The organism is Flavobacterium cellulosilyticum (assembly GCF_004349355.1).
Taxonomy (GTDB): domain Bacteria; phylum Bacteroidota; class Bacteroidia; order Flavobacteriales; family Flavobacteriaceae; genus Flavobacterium; species Flavobacterium cellulosilyticum.
The window spans coordinates 214,499-231,881 of sequence record NZ_SMFK01000004.1; the positions used below are offsets into that span (position 1 = coordinate 214,499).

Sequence of the window (17,383 nt, forward strand, 5' to 3'; positions counted from 1 at the left end):
TTAGATTTGACAACTTTTAGAAAGTTGTCAAATCTGTCTTACATACTATTTTGCATGAGGGATAGTAGCGGCATCCTTTTGTGAAGCGATAGCGGAACAAAAGATACAGCGAATAGCCCGACCCGTAGTTTTTACGGAGGGACACGCCCTAATACAATTAATTCAACGGATAACTAATATGTTACTCGTACGTTTCATTATTTACAGATGAAAATATGTTTTGGGCATTACCCAAAATCTTGATAAACCCTTTGGCATCATCTGAGGTCCAAGCATTGTTCATTTCGCCATATTGTCCAAAACCAGTGTTCATTAAATCATTTGGAGATTCGATTCCGTCTAATGAAAAGTGGTATGGTTTCAAAGAAACTGTTACCGTTCCGTTTACTGTTTTTTGAGTGTCTTCCAAGAACGTTTCGATATTTCTCATTACAGGATCCAAAAATTGTCCTTCATGAAACAACATTCCGTACCAGTTTCCTAGTTGTTCTTTCCAATATTGTTGCCATTTACCAAGTGTGTGTTTCTCTAATAAATGGTGTGCTTTGATAATAATTAGCGGAGCAGCAGCTTCAAATCCAACTCTTCCTTTAATTCCGATAATGGTATCCCCAACGTGAATGTCTCTACCAATTGCATATGCGCTGGCTAATTTTTCAAGAACTACAATATTGTTGGAAGGTTTGTCGGCCGCTCCATTTACAGCAATCAATTCCCCTTTTTTAAATTCTAAGGTTACTTTTTCCGTACCTTCTTTTGTCAATTGCGAAGGGTACGCTTCACTTGGCAATGGTTTGCTTGATGTTAAGGTTTCTTTTCCTCCAACACTTGTTCCCCAAAGTCCTTTGTTGATGGAATATTGCGCTTTTTCCCATGAATAATGCACTCCATTTTTAGCCAAATAATCTACTTCTTCTTGACGAGATAATTTCAAGTCACGAATAGGAGTGATGATTTCGATTTCAGGAGCGATAGTTTGGAAAATTAAGTCAAAACGGATTTGATCGTTTCCAGCACCAGTACTTCCGTGTGCGATAGCTGTTGCGCCAACCGATTTAGCATATTTTATAGCTTCAATCGCTTGAAAAACTCTTTCTGCACTTACAGAAAGTGGGTAAGTGTTATTTTTTAATACGTTACCATAAATTAAATATTTGATGGCTTTGTCGTAATATTTATCAAGAATAGTTAGGCTAGCGTGTTGTGCGCTTCCTAAATCGTAGGCTCTGTCTTCGATGGCTTTTAATTCTTCGTCGTCAAAACCTCCTGTATTAATTAAAACGGTGTGAACTTCATACCCTTTTTCATTTTTTAGATATTTAAGGCAATATGAGGTGTCTAAACCTCCACTATAAGCTAATACAACTTTTTTCATAATCATTGTTTTTTTTTCCTCCCCCAACCCCTCCAAAGAGGGGAAGCCGTTACAGGCAAAGGGGATTTTTAATTATTGTGTTTTTTATTAATTTATTATTTGTTCTCCTCTTTACACCCTTCCCTTCTGGGAGGGTTGGGGAGGGGATTATTTCTTTTCTAAGAAAAGTGCTGCTTTAATTTCTTTTAGACGGTTCCAAATACGCACGTTGAATGGGTGTTTTGGAGGGTCTTTTGGTTTTTCTTTAGGGTCGTAAAGCATTCCTGTGCACAAACACATTTTATTGTCTTTGCTTTTTAGAATTTCGTAATTAGTGCAAGTTTTACAACCATTCCAAAAACTAGGGTCGGTGGTTAATTCAGAAAAAGGGACTGGTTTATATCCTAAATCAGAATTTATTTTCATGACCGCTAAACCGGTTGTGATTCCAAATACTTTTGCATTTGGGTATTTTTTGAGAGAGTAATCAAAAACAAAGGACTTTATTTTTTTTGCTAATCCTAAGTTTCTATAATCGGGATGTACTATGAGTCCTGAATGTGCGACATAGTTGCTGTCTTGCCAACTTTCGATATAGCAAAAACCAGCAAATTTTCCTTTGTCTAATGCAATAACTGCATCTTTTTTTTCCATCTTTTTTTGAATGTATTCAGGAGTTCTTTTGGCAATTCCTGTACCTCTCAAAAGGGCAGATGATTCTATGGTATCGCAAATTTCTTGCGCGTATTTATAGTGTTCTTCTTGAGTTACAACGATAGAAATATTCATATTAAAAGTTGCTATTTTTGTTGTTAATTATACTTTTATTACTATTTGAAAAGGCATTTTTATTTTTAAATTTTCCACAAAAAGCAGTAAACAAGAAACCGCTAAAAATACTATTATTTTTAGGATTGAAAAATCCAAAGTTAAATGTTAATGATTTCAAAATGAGAAAAATGAAAAATGAATAAAAATAAAAAGACATTTTTTGGAAACTATAATTATAGCATCCGTACTTCGGGAGAAGTAGCAGGTCCGATTATCCGTGAGAAAGAAGTTATATGTAAACTTATGTTATTCATTGGTGCAAAATTACACTTTTTTATTAAATAATGATGTTTTTATTGTTTTTATTTTGTAACAAAATTAAAAAGTAATGTTGGATTTTTATGGAAAACAGCTATTGAAAAAAACACACTGGAAGTGCTTTTAAATAGCTTTTTTATTAACTATTTTTCATCATTAAACTACACTATTTATTCTTCAAAAGAAAAATCCGACACTTTTATCAAATGTCGGATCATTAATAGTTGTAAAATAATTATTTTCTTACAAAAGGCGGTAGCAATTTAGTGGAGACTTCGCCGAATCCAATTCTAACACCGTTGTTTTTACAAAAGCCTTTGATGGTTACAATATCTCCATCGTTAATAAATTTACGTTCGGAACCATCTAGTAATTTTATTGGTTTTTTTCCTCCCCAGGTTAATTCTAACATGGAACCATAACTATCAGGTGTTGGGCCTGAAATCGTCCCAGAACCCATCATATCTCCTGAATTTACGCGACATCCATTTGAAGTGTGATGTGCTAATTGTTGGCTCATCGACCAATAGATGTGCTTAAAATTGGATTTAGATACAATAGTTGCTTCTCCTTTTTCAGGTTGTATGGCAACTTCTAAGTGAATGTCAAAATTATTTTTTCCTTTGGATTGTAAATAAGGAAGTGGAGCAGGATTTTGATTTGGACCTTTAGTTCTAAAAGGTTCCAACGCATCCATGGTTACAATCCATGGCGAGATTGAGGAGGCAAAGTTTTTAGCCAAAAAGGGACCGAGTGGCCAGGATTCCCATTTTTGAATATCGCGAGCGCTCCAATCATTCAATAAAACCATACCGAAAATATAGTCTTCGGCTTCATTTACAGGAATGTTTTCTCCCCTAACATTTACATCAGTTGTAATAAATGCAGTTTCTAATTCAAAATCAACCATTCTTGAAGGTCCAAAAACAGGAGGTATTTCATCCTCTGGTAAAGTTTGTCCCATAGGTCTGTGAATGGCAATGCCGGAAGGAATTATAGAGGAACTTCTTCCATGATAACCTACAGGCATGTGACACCAATTAATCGGAATAACATTTTCTGGTAAATTAAATATTTTACCTAGGTTGGTGGCATGTTCTTTACTGGAATAAAAATCAGTGTAATCACCAATTAATACAGGTAATTGCATTTCAATATGTTCTAGTTCATATATAATTCGATCACGGTGTATTTTATTATCTCTAAGTTTTGCATTAGTTTCATCAAACAATTCAGCCAATCTATTTCTGACTAATCTCCAAGTTTTTTTTCCATCTGAAATAAAATCATTCAAGGTGTCTTGCATGAAAATATCATCAGTCAAATCGATGCCTTCAAAGTAATTTAACTGTTGTAAAGCTCCCATATCTATAGCGCAATCACCTATTCGGGTCCCTATAGTGATCACATCATCTTTTGTTATAAAAACACCAAATGGTATATTCTGAATGGGGAAGTCACTGTTTTCGGGGACATTAATCCAGGATTTTCTGTCTATATTGTTTGCTGATATTAGCATAATCTGTTAATTTTTTTGTTGAAAATTATATATCAAATATATTATAATCTAACTGTTTACCAAACGTTTTTTTGTATTTTTGCCACAAATTAACTTAAATCAAAGAAATGCAACGCGACGAACAAATTTTTGACCTTATTATAGAGGAACAAGACAGACAAATTCATGGATTAGAGCTTATAGCTTCTGAGAATTTTGTAAGTGATGAAGTAATGGAAGCAGCTGGTTCTGTTTTAACCAATAAATATGCCGAGGGTTACCCTGGCAAGAGATACTACGGCGGTTGCGAAGTAGTTGATATTGTGGAACAAATTGCTATCGATAGAGCTAAAGAATTATTTGGTGCTGCTTATGCTAATGTGCAACCACACTCTGGTTCACAAGCAAACTCATCCGTTTTTCATGCATGTTTGAAACCAGGAGATAAAATCTTAGGATTCGATTTATCGCATGGTGGTCACTTGACTCACGGTTCTCCAGTGAACTTTTCAGGACGAATCTATAATCCAACTTTTTACGGAGTTGATAAAGAAACAGGACGATTGAATTATGATAAAATTCAAGAAATTGCAACAAAAGAACAACCTAAACTAATCATTGCAGGAGCTTCGGCCTATTCTCGTGATATGGATTTTGAGCGTTTTAGAGTAATTGCTGATAGTGTTGGAGCTATTTTATTAGCTGATATTTCTCATCCTGCTGGGCTTATCGCCAAAGGTTTGATGAATGATCCAATTCCTCATTGTCATATTGTAACTACAACAACTCACAAAACTTTACGTGGACCACGCGGTGGTTTGATTTTGATGGGTAAAGATTTCCCAAACACAATGGGATTAACTACTCCAAAAGGTGAAATCAGAATGATGTCTTCATTATTAGATTTAGCGGTGTTTCCTGGTAATCAAGGAGGTCCATTAATGCATATTATCGCTGCTAAAGCAGTAGCTTTTGGTGAAGCATTGCAAGATGAATTTTTCACATATGCAATGCAATTGCAAAAAAATGCAAATGCTATGGCAGATGCTTTTGTAAAAAGAGGATACAATATCATTTCTGGAGGAACAGACAATCACATGATGTTGATTGATTTGCGAAACAAAGGAATTTCTGGTAAAGAAGCTGAAAATGCATTAGTAAAAGCTGAAATTACAGTGAATAAAAACATGGTGCCTTTTGATGATAAATCACCATTTGTAACTTCTGGAATTCGTGTTGGAACTGCAGCAATAACCACACGTGGGCTTGTTGAAGAAGACATGGAAACTATTGTTGCTTTAATCGATAGAGTATTGGTAGATCATACTAATGAAGCTGTTATCGAAGCTGTAGCTGCTGAAGTTAACGAAATGATGGGCGAAAGAGCTATTTTCGTTTTCTAAAATAAACAATATTTCAAATTTATATTTCACTAGTTTGTATCATAAAATGATACAGATTAGTGAAATTTTTGTTTATACCTATTCAATTCAAATAATAATTCCGCTTTATTTCGTAATTTTGGAATAGTACATATGTACTATAAATCAGTTAAAGATGAGAATAGAAACAGAAATGAAATTAGGGTTCAAGGATGTGATGATTCGGCCCAAAAGATCAATATTAAAAAGTCGTTCTCAGGTGTCATTAGAAAGAGAATTCAAATTTTTGCATAGCAATACCGTCTGGGAAGGAGTGCCAATAATAGCGGCAAACATGGATACGGTTGGAACATTTTCTATGGCAGAAGTTTTAGCTAAAGAGAAACTTTTTACAGCAATTCATAAACATTATTCCGTTCAAGAATGGAATGATTTTTTAGCTACTATTTCCCCAGAAGTGTATGATTATATTGCGATTAGTACAGGAACGGGAAAAAACGATTCGATTAAATTAGCTGAAATATTCAAAAATAATCCTTTGTTAAAATTCATTTGTATTGATGTCGCTAACGGATATTCGGAGCATTTTGTGAATTTTGTACAAGAAACCCGTAAGCAATATCCCGATAAAGTCATAATAGCGGGCAATGTGGTTACTGGTGAAATGGTCGAAGAATTATTATTAGCTGGAGCTGATATTATTAAGGTAGGGATTGGACCTGGTTCTGTTTGTACTACTAGAATAAAAACAGGTGTGGGTTATCCTCAACTGTCTGCTATAATTGAATGTGCTGATGCTGCTCATGGATTGGGTGGACATATTATTAGTGATGGAGGCTGTTCGACTCCTGGCGATGTAGCAAAAGCCTTTGGTGCAGGAGCCGATTTTGTGATGTTAGGTGGAATGTTAGCTGGGCATACTGAAAGTGGTGGTGAATTAATCGAAATACAAGGAAAGCAATTTAAACAGTTTTATGGAATGAGTTCTACAACAGCAATGGATAAACACGTGGGTGGCGTTGCTGAATACAGAGCAAGTGAAGGTAAAACTGTGCAAGTACCTTATAGAGGTTCAGTTGCAGCTACATTAAAAGATATTCTTGGCGGTTTGCGCAGTGCATGTACGTATGTAGGTGCATCGCGATTAAAAGAATTGACCAAAAGAACTACTTTTATTAGAGTTTCAGAACAGGAAAATACGGTATATACAAAATAAGTATGATAGTAATTTATAAAGCTACTGTCGTTGATATTGAAACTATTCAGGCAATTGCAAAAGAAACATGGCCTGTTGCTTATCGTGATATTTTATCCAAAACACAATTGGATTATATGTTGAACCAAATGTATTCCGATTCTGTATTGAAAGAAAGTATAATTAACAAAGAGCATCATTTTATACTAGCCAAAGAAAATGATATTTGTCTTGGCTTTGCGTCATTCGAACATCATTATTTAAATAAAGAGACAACTCGGATTCATAAGTTATACATTTTGCCTTCTATTCAAGGGAGAGGCGTTGGAAAACTCTTAGTTGATGCTGTTGTGAATTTTGCGCAAGAAAAAAAATCCACTTCACTTTCGTTAAATGTAAACAGATATAACAAAGCAGTTATTTTTTATAAAAAAAATGGATTTGAGATTATCGCAGAAGAAGATATAGAAATCGGTAACGGATTTTTAATGGAAGATTATAAGATGGAAAAGAAAATATAATTATGAAATAACAAGATCATGTTTGAATAACAATCCTTTTACTTCACCAAGAGAGAAAACAGCTTTTTTGATTTTGGTTTTCGTAGGGTCGATGGTGTAGTTGTAACTGGTTTTAAAATTGGCTTTATTGGCATTGGCTTTGCCAAATTCAGAACGGTACAAATCGCAATTATCGAAAACCACTTCAGTTAAATCGGTGCTCATAAAGTCAACAGCAATGATGCTACAATCCACAAAGCTTGTTCCTTTAATTTTCAGGGTGTAAAATTTGGAGAAATCCAAGATGCATTCTTTGAAATGAATTTCAAAAATGAGCTTGTCGCACATCGAAAAATTGACGTCTTCTATTTTGCAATGATTAAAAAATACAGTTCTTAAAGCGACATGATTGATTTTTGCGCCACTAAAAATACAATCATTAAAAGTACAATCAATAAAAACTACGCCAATAAAATTGCATTCCGAAAAATCACAATGGTTGAAATTACAGCCTTCAAATTCTTGTAAATTGAGTTCCTGTTCACTGTAAGTGAGGTTGTTGTATTCGACTTGAAGGAAATAATCTGGCATTTTTTATTTTTTAGATTTGCACATTCAAATCTGCGATGTACTTTTTAAATTTTTAATAGATGTAACCATAGTAAGTGGATTGAATTTGTTAACATAGAATATATTGGTCACAAATTTAGTTCAAAACTAAACACTTTTGATACATTTCCCAAGTCAAATGCATTAAAAGCCTAATAATTAATAACGTTAATTTTACAAATAGGTCGTCCCGCTGGAGCTTATTAATTGGCATATTTAATTCTCTATTAACAGAATGTCCCTTTGGGACCTAAATAATGCTCTATAGGACTACTATTGTTTGTAGCAATTCATGAGTTTGGGTTTGTTACCTTCTCAGGACGACATGTTTTCTATGCAATCCCTAAAAAAAAATGGTTTTTTATGAGTTTGACCTGTTTTTTGGTAAACCTTAAATAGCTTCTTCTGATTAATGGGTATCGAGCTCGTGTACCTTTTCGTTGGTCATAGACGGAAAGTTGGAAAACCTCTATGTTCTTGATGCCATTTCGCCAACCTGTCAAATCAGAAAGAAACTTATTAAAGTAGCCATTTGAAAAGCCATTTCCCATTTTTTGCTGAAGTATAGATATATGATTCCAGATGTTAATTTAAAAAAAAAATAGAAAAGCTGATATGTTACAAATGCGCAAATATTTTATTTATTGTGTCTTGAGTGGAAATCTGCAATTAATACCGCGCTTGAAGTTTGCTTTTCAATAGCATTTCGTGATTTTTTCGACTCATGATTTTTCTACTTTAAATATTTTTTGAACGTTGAGCACTCGCCTAAAAAATGATCTAGAAGTTAAACAAATGTATTTCATTCATTTCAAAAAGCATTACATAATTTTAAAAAGGAGTTGTATTATTCACACATTTAGTGGCGAAAGTCAATTTATGATATAAGAGGCATGAAAAGTAAAAAAAAACTGCATTTGTCGTTACTTTTATAGGACACATACAAACCATTTTATGAGGATTTAACACTAAATTTAGCAATTAAATAATGAATGATCTTGTTGTCAATAAAATTAAGATTGGGAAATCTAAATATATAGATTTCGTTTTTAATCGCAATTGGGTTTTTTTGCGTAATTTTAAAATATGAAATCAATTCCGAAAAAAATATGTATATAGTCGTTGTTGGTACGTCCGCAGGCGGAATGAAATCGCTTGTAGCGCTGGTTGAGCAGCTTCCTGAAGATTTTCCTGCTCCTTTATTGATTGTTCAACATATCTCTGCCGATGCTACAGGAGAAGTTTTGCTGAAAAAATTAAATAAAATTGGGAAATTAAAATGTATTCATGCCAAACAGGGGGGAATTATTCAGGCCGGTCATATTTATCTAGCACCTTCCGATCATCACCTGATGATTGAAAAGAAAGGTCGTTTGGTTGTCTCCAAGGGTGCGCAGGAAAACCGTTCACGTCCTGCAATTGACCCTTTATTCAGGTCGGCAGCAGCTTGTTTTGGGAACAGGACCGTAGGAATACTTTTATCCGGAAATCTTGATGACGGAACTGCAGGACTGATTGCCATCCAAAAGTGCGGCGGTACTAGCATAATTCAGGATCCATCAGATGCAGATTATCCCGACATGCCTAAAAATGCATTGAACCAAATGAAGCCTGATTTTTGTATACCGATAGTAGAAATAGGAGGTGTTCTTTCAACTCTGATGACTAGAAAACCGAAAAAGCAACCGGCAATTCCTGTGGATATATTAAAAGAGGTTAAGATAGCCGAGCGTGTATTGAGCGATCTGCCTTCGGTCAACTCACTCGGAGAGCAAGTGCCGTTCAACTGCCCGGGCTGTGGTGGAGTTTTATGGAAAATGAACAAAGGGCCTGGTTTGCGATATCGATGCCATACGGGCCATGCCTATACGGCGGAGGTATTATTGGCGGAGCAAACCAAGAAGATAGAAGAAACTATGTGGACTGCCTTACGAATGTTTGAAGAAAGGAAAAATCTTCTGACTACTATCGCTAAGGAACAAAAAGGAGCTGTTGCTGCGTCTGCCAACGAAAGGGCTAAAATGTCACAGGTGCATATTGACAGAATCAGGGCCGTTTTATTGACTGATGATAAATCAAATATTAGTGATTCTCCTGTATGATTTTTTGATATAAAAACCAATTTTAATATGGGATTATTGTTTTTTAAAGACTGAGTACTTACAAAGTTTATCTAAATACTTTATCATGATTTTTTAAAGATGTACATTCATCAAATTACCGAAAAGACCAATCACTTTTATTAGCCAAACAATCACAAGAATTACAACCAGAATTTGAAATATTTTTTTGATTGGAAGATCCCAAAGGGAATTAGCTATTGACGAGCCAAAAGAAAGCCTACTATAAACATTATCCGATTTAATGTCAAAAGATAATCTATTTCAGAAGAACTATAAAAAAGCAAAACCCTAAACATTTTTAAGTGTTTAGGGTTTTATTTTGTGACCTTGACTGGATTCAAACCAGTAACCTCTTGAGCCGTAATCAAGTGCGCTATTCAGTTGCGCCACAAGGCCTTTATACTTCACTTAATTTCTATTTTCATAGGTTTTCAGTGAACGCGTTTGCGGGTGCAAATATAGGTAATTTTTGCAATCGTGCAAACCTAAACGCGAAATTATATCGATTTTTTTTCAAATCTCAAATCTCAAATCTCAAATCTGAAATTAAGAATCTAATGCTCTTGTAGTTATATAATAACGATAGCCAATAATTGCCAATTGCCATTTTGTGGCTTTGGCTAAATCCAACCTTTTTTTGGTGAAACTTGGCAGGAATACTTTGTTTATTTGGGCAATAATTTTAAACATAGCTGTTTTTTTCAAAGATATAAAAAAAGACGGTCTTGATGAGGAACCGTCTTTTGTGATGTTTTCAATCTAAATTTAATTTTTTGAAAAACCTTTTGTTTCAATCTCAATGATTCCATTTAGTGCCTTATTACCAAATTTTTGTACAGCTGCATCTTTTTCTTTTTGCGAACCTTCTGATATTTTATGATTAAGTACACGAGTTATTTCCTTTGGATTTAATTTATCAATTTCCGTAAAATTGCTCAGTTTTCCATCTATAATGATAATTGCCTTTTTATAGTCAATATTTTTATCTTCTTTAATCATTTCAATCGTATTTCGATTGTTATTTGGCATTGCGCTAATTTTCCATCCATTTACTTCCTTACCTTGTTTTGCTCCGTATCCTACAACTTTGATTTCTTGTAATTCTTTTGAGTTATCATCATTTGTTTCTTTTGTTGTAATTTCAATGACACCATTTTTTCCTTTATCTCCATATTTGTCTTCAGCAAATTTATCTTTCAGTACATTTACACTTACTATTTGATCTATAGGAATATCATCTATTTTAAAATTAGAAACAGTTTGAGTGCCATTGAGAATAATAATTGGTTTTTCGTCTTTTGTTGTAATTCTGACTGTATTTTTAAAAGTATTGACATCCACTTTGTCAATGGTATTTTTATCCAATTTCGAAAATTCATCATTAGTCGATTTTACACCATCAATATAAATGTCTTTGTCAGTAATTTTTACACGTTTTAAGCTGTTTTCTGTATCGATTTCAATGGATGGCTTGTTCTTCTCTTTATTGACAGCTATAGATTTAATAGCATTGGGGTTAATTTTTGCTAATTCTTCTTCAGTAGACTTTTTACCATTAATATAAATTTCTTTTCCTTTTGATAAGTTAGCAACATCATCCATTGAAACATATCCAATTACTTGATTGTCTATATCGTAAAAGAATTTAAATGGTTTTATTGGATTTCCAGATTGAATACAACTTCCTTTACCGTTTTTATTTTTGTTTTTACTTTCGATATTGATGATTTCACCGTTAGTATTTCTTTTAATATTAAAAAATGATAAATCAATGTTGTATGATTTTTTTAGTTTTTCACAATAATTTTTTAATTCTTCATCCGTTGTGTTTTTAGTGATAAGAATTTCTGATATTTTATCGTTTGGTTGTTTTTTTTCAATTGGTGTTGATTCTTTCTCTTGAGCCACAATTCTAATTTGATATAAAAAAACAAAGGCAATTAATGCAGGTAAAACTGCGACGTACTTCCAATAATTCCTCTTTTTTGATTGATTTTTGTTTAACATAACGATTCGTTTTTTGATTAATGATTGAAAAAAATGATTGGTAATGGCAACACAATTTTGTTGCGTTGTTATTTTTAAAAGCGTCAATTGGTACGCTTTTTTGTCGGCAATGTTTTTAGATGCTTCACTGTCTGCAATGAATTCCAGATTTTGAATTATCGCTTTTTTATACAACCACATAAATGGATTGAACCAAAATGCAATACAAAACAGTCTAGAAATAAGAACATCAACAGTATGATTTTGTGTGCTATGTACTTTTTCGTGTTCTAATATATTGGCTAATTCTGCTGCACTGTACAGTGAAGAATTATACACGATATAATTAAAATAAGTGAAAGGAGCCACGTTTTTAGTAACGTCAAGCAATTTATAGTCGGCCTGATGTTGGATTGTTTTACCTTTTAAAACTTGATGTAAACTACGAAAATCAAAAACGAATTTTAGAGTCAAAAGCACAATTCCGATCAAATAAAGAATAGCTAAAATTAAATACCAATTGATTTCTAAAGTTTCATTTACAACTGGAGTTGCCACTGGAATTTTTGACCAATCAAAATTATTTGGGATCGGCTTTACCCAGACCGTTTTTGTGAAAACGACCAAAGGCAATACTACCGAGGTGATTAATCCCAATAATAAAAACCAACGATTGCTATTGAAAAAAGTTTCTTTTCGCAATAAAATATAATACGCTAAAAAAAACATGCCAATTAATCCATTGGATTTGAGGCTATAAATAAGTAGTGTTTCCATACTATTATTTTTTTTCGATCATCGCTAAAATCTCACGTAATTCTTCGGCTGAAATTTTTTCTTCTTTAGCAAAAAACGAAACCATATTTTTATAGGAACTATCAAAATAGGTGTCAATTGCAGAGTTCATAAACCGCTTTCGATACTCCTCCTTTTTTACAATGGGGAAGTATTGGTGGGTTTTACCAAAAGCATTGTAAGATACAAAACCTTTCTCTTCCAGATTTCTAATAATTGTTGATAGGGTGTTGTAATGCGGTTGATCTTCAGTTATTTCTGCCATGACTTCTTTTACAAAAGCCTTTTTTAGCTTCCATATAATTTGCATAATTTCCTCTTCTTTGTTAGTCAGCTTTTGCATATCAAATTTGTTTAGTAATACTGTTTTAATCGATAAACAAACTTATAACTATAATTCTAGTTATACAACTATATTTGTAGTTATTTAACTAAAATTAAGTTTTCAGAAGAATAATGAAAGTTTTTTATAGGAATTTATTTGATTTCTGCTTGTAGTAATCGTTGCAACCAAACGCAAAATAATAAGGCGACACATCCTAAGGTTCCCATTAAAAGCCAGTTTGCGGTATAACCAAAATGGCCAATAATTTCAAGTCCTAGCTTGGAACTCACGATATGTGCCAAACTAAAACTCATAGCATACAAAGCCATATAGCGCCCTTCTTGTCCTTTTGGTGCTCTTCCTATCGCAAAAGCATTCGAAAATGGAAAGGCAAATATTTCGCCAAAAGTGATGAATAGCATTCCAATTACTAATATACCAACCCAAGTATTTAACAATAAAATAAAAAAACTGCTAGCCATAAGAACAATTCCCCAAAAGATGATTTTAACCCTATTCGTTTTTTTGCGTTCCAATGCACTCACAATTGGCATTTCGAACATAAAAATTAAAATTCCGTTTATGGAAATCAGCAGTCCAGTTTCAAATTCAGATAAGCCAAATTTTTCGTTATGATATAGGGGTAAAGTGGTGAAAATTTGAAAAAACAACATCGCCGTAGTGAAACTTATAAATAGAAAAACCCAAAAGGTTTTGTCTGTGAAAACCGATTTTGTTTGGATTTCTAATTCGGAAAGCCTAGAGATTTCTGCTACTTTTTTCTTTTCTTTCACAGACAAAGCAAAAATTATAATGGCCAATATGCAGGTGCTGCCGTCAATCCAAAACAATCCTTGGTAACCAACTCCCAGAATAATTAAACCTCCAAGCACTGGTCCAGTAGCAAATCCCAAATTCACCGACAAGCGAATAAGTGACAATGCTCGAACCCTATTTTCGGGTTTTGCATAAACACCCAGCGAAACATATATAGCTGGTCGAAACATATCCGAAACCGCCATAATGGTAAATATTCCAAAACACAATCCCCAAAATGATGTAATGTATTGCAATATAAAAAATAACATTCCACTGGTAAAAAGACTGAAAACCATTATTTTATAAAACCCAATTTTATCGGATAATTTTCCTCCTAGCCAAGAACCAAGCATCGATCCAATGCCAAAAGCAACCATAATCCAGCCCACTTGACTATAGGAGAAATGCAAATTTTCTTTTAAATATTTTGATAAAAAAGGCAAAACCATCGTGCCCGCTCTATTGATAAATGTGATTAGAGCAAGAATCCATATTTCACGTCTAAAACCCCTGAAATTATTGACATAGCGATGAAGCGCGGTTTTTAACATGAGATGATTTTCTGTTTTGCAAATCTACAACGTTTTTAACCCAGATTCCGCATTAGACTTCGTTATGAAACTGAATTATTCAATAAAAACAAGTGCGCAAGGACTTTTGTTAAAGAAGGAATACATTGTATTTCAATTTTAAAAAAAGGAGTAAATACTTGGTTTTGAAGAAAAATTTGGGTGTCGTAGATTTCTAATGCGGAATTTGGGTATAAGGAGCTTTTTCCAGCTATTCGTTTCAAATCTTTTTCAATAATTGCTTTTTTTCTACCTTATTGCAGGAACTTCCGTTGGTCGTTCTGCAACAACAAGAAAAATACGCATTATTTTCAAAAGGATTTTCACTACTATCTGGGCTAACTGCTGCTAAACAGAAACTCTGATTTCCAACTATTAACTTTGTTGCTTTATAACTTTTAAACTATTTTTGCTAAAATATAAAAATGAGAACGCTACTAACTTTAGTTTTTTTGTCCATATTGAATTTTGGCTTTGGCCAAGAAAAATTCGATGTTGCTGCTGTTGAAAAATTCCAAAAGAAAATAAATAGTGAATTTGCTGATGCTAAAACGAGTCCCTTAACTCCAGAAGATTTGGCTGCATTCAAGACTTTGGATTTTTATCCAATAAATAAAAAATTCTTTGTTATCGCAAAATTCGTTAGAACAAAGAAAGAGAAACCATTTGAAATGAAAACATCAACAGACAGAAAACCGATGTATGTGAAATATGGCGAAGCTCATTTTTCGATTGATGGGAAATCATTCCAATTAAACATTTATAAAAACATTGAACTTTCAAGGAAAGAAGAATATAAAGACTACTTGTTTTTGCCTTTTTCAGATTTAACTTCGGGAAATGAAAGCTACATTGGCGGAAAATATATCGATTTAACAACTCCAATAGCAGATACAATCGTTATCGATTTTAATACATCATACAATCCATATTGCGCCTATAATCATAAGTATTCTTGTCCAAAAGTACCCTTGGAAAATGACTTGAATATTGAGGTAAAAGCCGGAGTAAAGCAATTTCACAACTAATGAACTATTTTAATACACATACACATCAATTCTCAAATCAAGCAGATGTTTTGGAATTAGTCAATCAATATCCACAGGAATTTGATGCATCTATTCCAAATTATTCCATTGGAATTCATCCTTTGTTCATCAATAAAAATCGATTAGAATCCGATTTTCAAATTCTCGAGGAGAAATTAGCCTTGCCAGAATGTTTGGCTTTGGGTGAATGTGGATTGGATAAACGCAGCGAAACACCTTTTGAAGAACAACAATATGTTTTCGAAAAACAATTGGTTTTGGCCGAAAAATACCGAAAACCAGTTGTGATTCATTGTGTTGCTGCTTTTCAGGAACTCATTCAAAGTAAGAAAAAATTGAATATTACAGTTCCAATAATCATCCACGGTTTTTCAAAAAAAAATGAACTCGCCAAGCAATTGATTGAGGCTGGTTTTTATTTTTCGTTTGGTAAAAATTTATTGCGAAACCCAGAATTAGAATCGGTTTTTAAAAATATTCCAAACTATCGGATCTTCTTGGAAACGGATACTATTGATGAGGGAATTCAAGAAGTGTATGCCTTGGCAGCGAAATATAAAAATATATCAGTAAAGGAATTACAAGAAATTGTAAATAAAAACTATAATGCGGTTTTTGAAAGTAAAACAAATTTATAAAAAGGAATCGATGTTGTTTCTTTAGTAAATGAAATAGTAGCCTTAGCTCATTTGTTCGAGTGTTTTATTGAAAAAATACGATAGCTTTTTTTAATAAAATGTATTGAGAATGACGTAATTTAAGAACTTCTCGATACATTTAAAATAGTAAAGCTGTTGCATTACGACTCAAAATCTAAGTGACGAATAAACTAGTAAGGAAACGACATTGAAAAAAGATCAAAATAATAAAACAAAAACGCTAAGCAAAAATGAAAGAGTGGACAGAAAGAGCAGAACTATTATTTAAAGCCGAAGGATTAGAAAAATTAAGAAATGCCAATGTTTTAGTTGTTGGATTGGGCGGTGTTGGCTCATTTGCTGCTGAATTTTTGGCGAGAGCCGGAGTAGGAACGATGACTATTGTTGATGGTGACGTTGTGGATATTACGAATATTAACCGACAGTTACCTGCTTTGCATTCGACCGTGGGACAAGCTAAAGTAACTATTGTTGGAGATCGATTAATGGATATCAATCCAGAATTGAAGTTGACACGAATTGAAGAGTTTTTGTCTCCAGAACGTGCTCTGGAAGTAGTATCAGATGAATTTGATTATGTTTTGGATTGCATCGATAGTATCACACCAAAACTAAATTTGATTATCGCTGCCAAACGTAAAAGAGTCAAAATTATATCATCAATGGGAGCAGGAGGAAAGATGGAAGCTTCAAAAGTGAAGGTAGCTGATATCACCAATACGGTGAATTGTTTTCTTGCTAAAACGATTCGTCGTCGTTTAAAAGCCGTGAAAATTGATAAATTGAAAGTGGTTTTTTCATCTGAAATTCAAGATGAAGCCAGTTTAAAAATGACCGATGGCTCGAATTATAAGAAATCTTTTTACGGAACAAACAGTTATATGCCGGGATTATTTGGTTTATACGCTGCTGAAACGGTGATTCGATATTTGCTTAAGAAGTAGTGATCAGTGATCAGTGATCAGTGTTCAGTAATCAGTGATCAGTGATCAATGAATTTATAAAAAAAATAGAAACATGAGATTTCAAGACTTATTAGCGTATCAAAAAATCATTTTCGTTGGCAATGCGAATTTTTGAAATAACAAAAACTTTTCCAAAAGAAGAAATGTATTCTTTGACAGATCAAATTAGACGTTCCTCAAGAAGTGTTCCTGCCAACATTGCTGAAGCATATCGAAAAAGAGTTTATCCTAAAAATTTCCACAGTAAATTAATAGATTCGGATGCTGAAAATTCTGAAACTCAAGTGTGGCTTGAATTTTCATTCAAATGCAATTATATAAATGACATTATTTATAACGAATTATTAAATGAAAGTAATGAAGTTGGAAAATTAATTAATTATATGATTTTAAATCCTCAAAAATTGGGAGTAAGCGGTTGATAATGATCCGTATTCAGTGATCAGTAAACGGCACTTCAGAAATA

At 33.3% G+C, this 17,383-nt stretch carries 15 protein-coding genes, 1 tRNA gene and 1 pseudogene; 8 read left to right on the forward strand and 9 right to left on the reverse strand.

Going from position 1 to position 17,383, the window contains the following annotated elements; translation table 11 throughout:
- Window positions 1-181: 181 nt before the first annotated feature.
- The 3 genes from E0F76_RS09205 to fahA form a co-directional block, all read right to left on the reverse strand.
- Complete coding sequence (locus tag E0F76_RS09205) at window positions 182-1,375, reverse strand: argininosuccinate synthase (RefSeq protein ID WP_132004599.1); 1,194 nt, start codon at window positions 1,373-1,375, stop codon at window positions 182-184.
- A gap of 147 nt (window positions 1,376-1,522) precedes the next feature.
- On the reverse strand, window positions 1,523-2,143 hold the full coding sequence (locus E0F76_RS09210) for a GNAT family N-acetyltransferase (protein WP_132004602.1): 621 nt from the start codon (window positions 2,141-2,143) through the stop codon (window positions 1,523-1,525).
- A gap of 535 nt (window positions 2,144-2,678) precedes the next feature.
- On the reverse strand, window positions 2,679-3,962 hold the full coding sequence (gene fahA / locus E0F76_RS09215) for a fumarylacetoacetase (protein ID WP_132004605.1): 1,284 nt from the start codon (window positions 3,960-3,962) through the stop codon (window positions 2,679-2,681).
- Between the two features lie 107 nt (window positions 3,963-4,069).
- On the opposite strand from fahA, the gene glyA reads away from it, so the two are divergent.
- From glyA to E0F76_RS09230, 3 genes are all read left to right on the forward strand, one after another.
- Entirely contained in the window at window positions 4,070-5,344 is a 1,275-nt protein-coding gene (glyA, locus tag E0F76_RS09220) for a serine hydroxymethyltransferase (RefSeq protein ID WP_132004608.1), read from the forward strand.
- 154 nt (window positions 5,345-5,498) lie between these two features.
- The gene (locus E0F76_RS09225) at window positions 5,499-6,539 is read left to right on the forward strand and encodes a GMP reductase (protein WP_132004611.1); all 1,041 of its coding nucleotides are present in this window, start codon (window positions 5,499-5,501) and stop codon (window positions 6,537-6,539) included.
- Between the two features lie 2 nt (window positions 6,540-6,541).
- Window positions 6,542-7,039 (forward strand): GNAT family N-acetyltransferase, encoded by a 498-nt coding sequence (locus E0F76_RS09230; protein WP_132004614.1) that lies wholly within the window; start codon window positions 6,542-6,544, stop codon window positions 7,037-7,039.
- Here the strand turns inward: E0F76_RS09230 and E0F76_RS09235 are convergent, their stop codons facing one another.
- Window positions 7,040-7,609 (reverse strand): pentapeptide repeat-containing protein, encoded by a 570-nt coding sequence (locus tag E0F76_RS09235; RefSeq protein ID WP_132004617.1) that lies wholly within the window; start codon window positions 7,607-7,609, stop codon window positions 7,040-7,042.
- 1,127 nt (window positions 7,610-8,736) lie between these two features.
- Between E0F76_RS09235 and E0F76_RS09240 the strand changes: the two genes are divergently transcribed.
- The gene (locus tag E0F76_RS09240) at window positions 8,737-9,729 is read left to right on the forward strand and encodes a chemotaxis protein CheB (RefSeq protein WP_132004620.1); all 993 of its coding nucleotides are present in this window, start codon (window positions 8,737-8,739) and stop codon (window positions 9,727-9,729) included.
- A 343-nt stretch (window positions 9,730-10,072) separates the two neighbouring features.
- Here E0F76_RS09240 and E0F76_RS09245 read toward each other — a convergent pair.
- The 5 genes from E0F76_RS09245 to E0F76_RS09265 form a co-directional block, all read right to left on the reverse strand.
- Window positions 10,073-10,146 (reverse strand) — tRNA-Arg (locus E0F76_RS09245).
- Between the two features lie 150 nt (window positions 10,147-10,296).
- Window positions 10,297-10,440, reverse strand: coding sequence for an SsrA-binding protein (locus tag E0F76_RS09250; RefSeq protein WP_132004623.1), 144 nt, complete (start codon window positions 10,438-10,440; stop codon window positions 10,297-10,299).
- Between the two features lie 75 nt (window positions 10,441-10,515).
- Window positions 10,516-12,513 carry a M56 family metallopeptidase gene (locus E0F76_RS09255; RefSeq protein WP_132004626.1) on the reverse strand — a complete coding sequence of 666 codons (1,998 nt, stop codon included), beginning with the start codon at window positions 12,511-12,513 and terminating at the stop codon, window positions 10,516-10,518.
- A gap of 4 nt (window positions 12,514-12,517) precedes the next feature.
- Entirely contained in the window at window positions 12,518-12,874 is a 357-nt protein-coding gene (locus tag E0F76_RS09260) for a BlaI/MecI/CopY family transcriptional regulator (protein WP_132004629.1), read from the reverse strand.
- Between the two features lie 134 nt (window positions 12,875-13,008).
- Window positions 13,009-14,226: an MDR family MFS transporter gene (locus tag E0F76_RS09265; RefSeq protein WP_132004632.1), complete on the reverse strand. Its 1,218-nt coding sequence runs from the start codon at window positions 14,224-14,226 to the stop codon at window positions 13,009-13,011.
- A gap of 443 nt (window positions 14,227-14,669) precedes the next feature.
- Here E0F76_RS09265 and E0F76_RS09270 point away from each other — a divergent pair, with 443 nt between their 5' ends.
- From E0F76_RS09270 to E0F76_RS09285, 4 genes and pseudogenes are all read left to right on the forward strand, one after another.
- A complete protein-coding gene (locus E0F76_RS09270; protein ID WP_132004635.1) occupies window positions 14,670-15,272 on the forward strand; it encodes a DUF1684 domain-containing protein in 603 nt (200 codons plus the stop codon).
- Entirely contained in the window at window positions 15,272-15,931 is a 660-nt protein-coding gene (locus E0F76_RS09275) for a TatD family hydrolase (protein WP_132004638.1), read from the forward strand. Before E0F76_RS09270 ends, E0F76_RS09275 begins: the two co-directional genes overlap by 1 nt.
- Before the next feature lie 251 nt (window positions 15,932-16,182).
- A complete protein-coding gene (locus E0F76_RS09280; protein ID WP_132004641.1) occupies window positions 16,183-16,896 on the forward strand; it encodes a tRNA threonylcarbamoyladenosine dehydratase in 714 nt (237 codons plus the stop codon).
- A 73-nt stretch (window positions 16,897-16,969) separates the two neighbouring features.
- A pseudogene (locus E0F76_RS09285) lies at window positions 16,970-17,339 on the forward strand (four helix bundle protein).
- The last annotated feature ends 44 nt before the right edge of the window (window positions 17,340-17,383 follow it).

Bases quoted from the DNA above. Each gene is read 5' to 3' on its own strand.
- E0F76_RS09205 (WP_132004599.1), bottom strand. From the start codon at position 1,375: ATGAAAAAAGTTGTATTAGCTTATAGTGGAGGTTTAGACACCTCATAT.
- E0F76_RS09210 (WP_132004602.1), bottom strand. From the start codon at position 2,143: ATGAATATTTCTATCGTTGTAACTCAAGAAGAACACTATAAATACGCG.
- fahA (WP_132004605.1), bottom strand. From the start codon at position 3,962: ATGCTAATATCAGCAAACAATATAGACAGAAAATCCTGGATTAATGTC.
- glyA (WP_132004608.1), top strand. From the start codon at position 4,070: ATGCAACGCGACGAACAAATTTTTGACCTTATTATAGAGGAACAAGAC.
- E0F76_RS09225 (WP_132004611.1), top strand. From the start codon at position 5,499: ATGAGAATAGAAACAGAAATGAAATTAGGGTTCAAGGATGTGATGATT.
- E0F76_RS09230 (WP_132004614.1), top strand. From the start codon at position 6,542: ATGATAGTAATTTATAAAGCTACTGTCGTTGATATTGAAACTATTCAG.
- E0F76_RS09235 (WP_132004617.1), bottom strand. From the start codon at position 7,609: ATGCCAGATTATTTCCTTCAAGTCGAATACAACAACCTCACTTACAGT.
- E0F76_RS09240 (WP_132004620.1), top strand. From the start codon at position 8,737: ATGTATATAGTCGTTGTTGGTACGTCCGCAGGCGGAATGAAATCGCTT.
- E0F76_RS09250 (WP_132004623.1), bottom strand. From the start codon at position 10,440: ATGTTTAAAATTATTGCCCAAATAAACAAAGTATTCCTGCCAAGTTTC.
- E0F76_RS09255 (WP_132004626.1), bottom strand. From the start codon at position 12,513: ATGGAAACACTACTTATTTATAGCCTCAAATCCAATGGATTAATTGGC.
- E0F76_RS09260 (WP_132004629.1), bottom strand. From the start codon at position 12,874: ATGCAAAAGCTGACTAACAAAGAAGAGGAAATTATGCAAATTATATGG.
- E0F76_RS09265 (WP_132004632.1), bottom strand. From the start codon at position 14,226: ATGTTAAAAACCGCGCTTCATCGCTATGTCAATAATTTCAGGGGTTTT.
- E0F76_RS09270 (WP_132004635.1), top strand. From the start codon at position 14,670: ATGAGAACGCTACTAACTTTAGTTTTTTTGTCCATATTGAATTTTGGC.
- E0F76_RS09275 (WP_132004638.1), top strand. From the start codon at position 15,272: ATGAACTATTTTAATACACATACACATCAATTCTCAAATCAAGCAGAT.
- E0F76_RS09280 (WP_132004641.1), top strand. From the start codon at position 16,183: ATGAAAGAGTGGACAGAAAGAGCAGAACTATTATTTAAAGCCGAAGGA.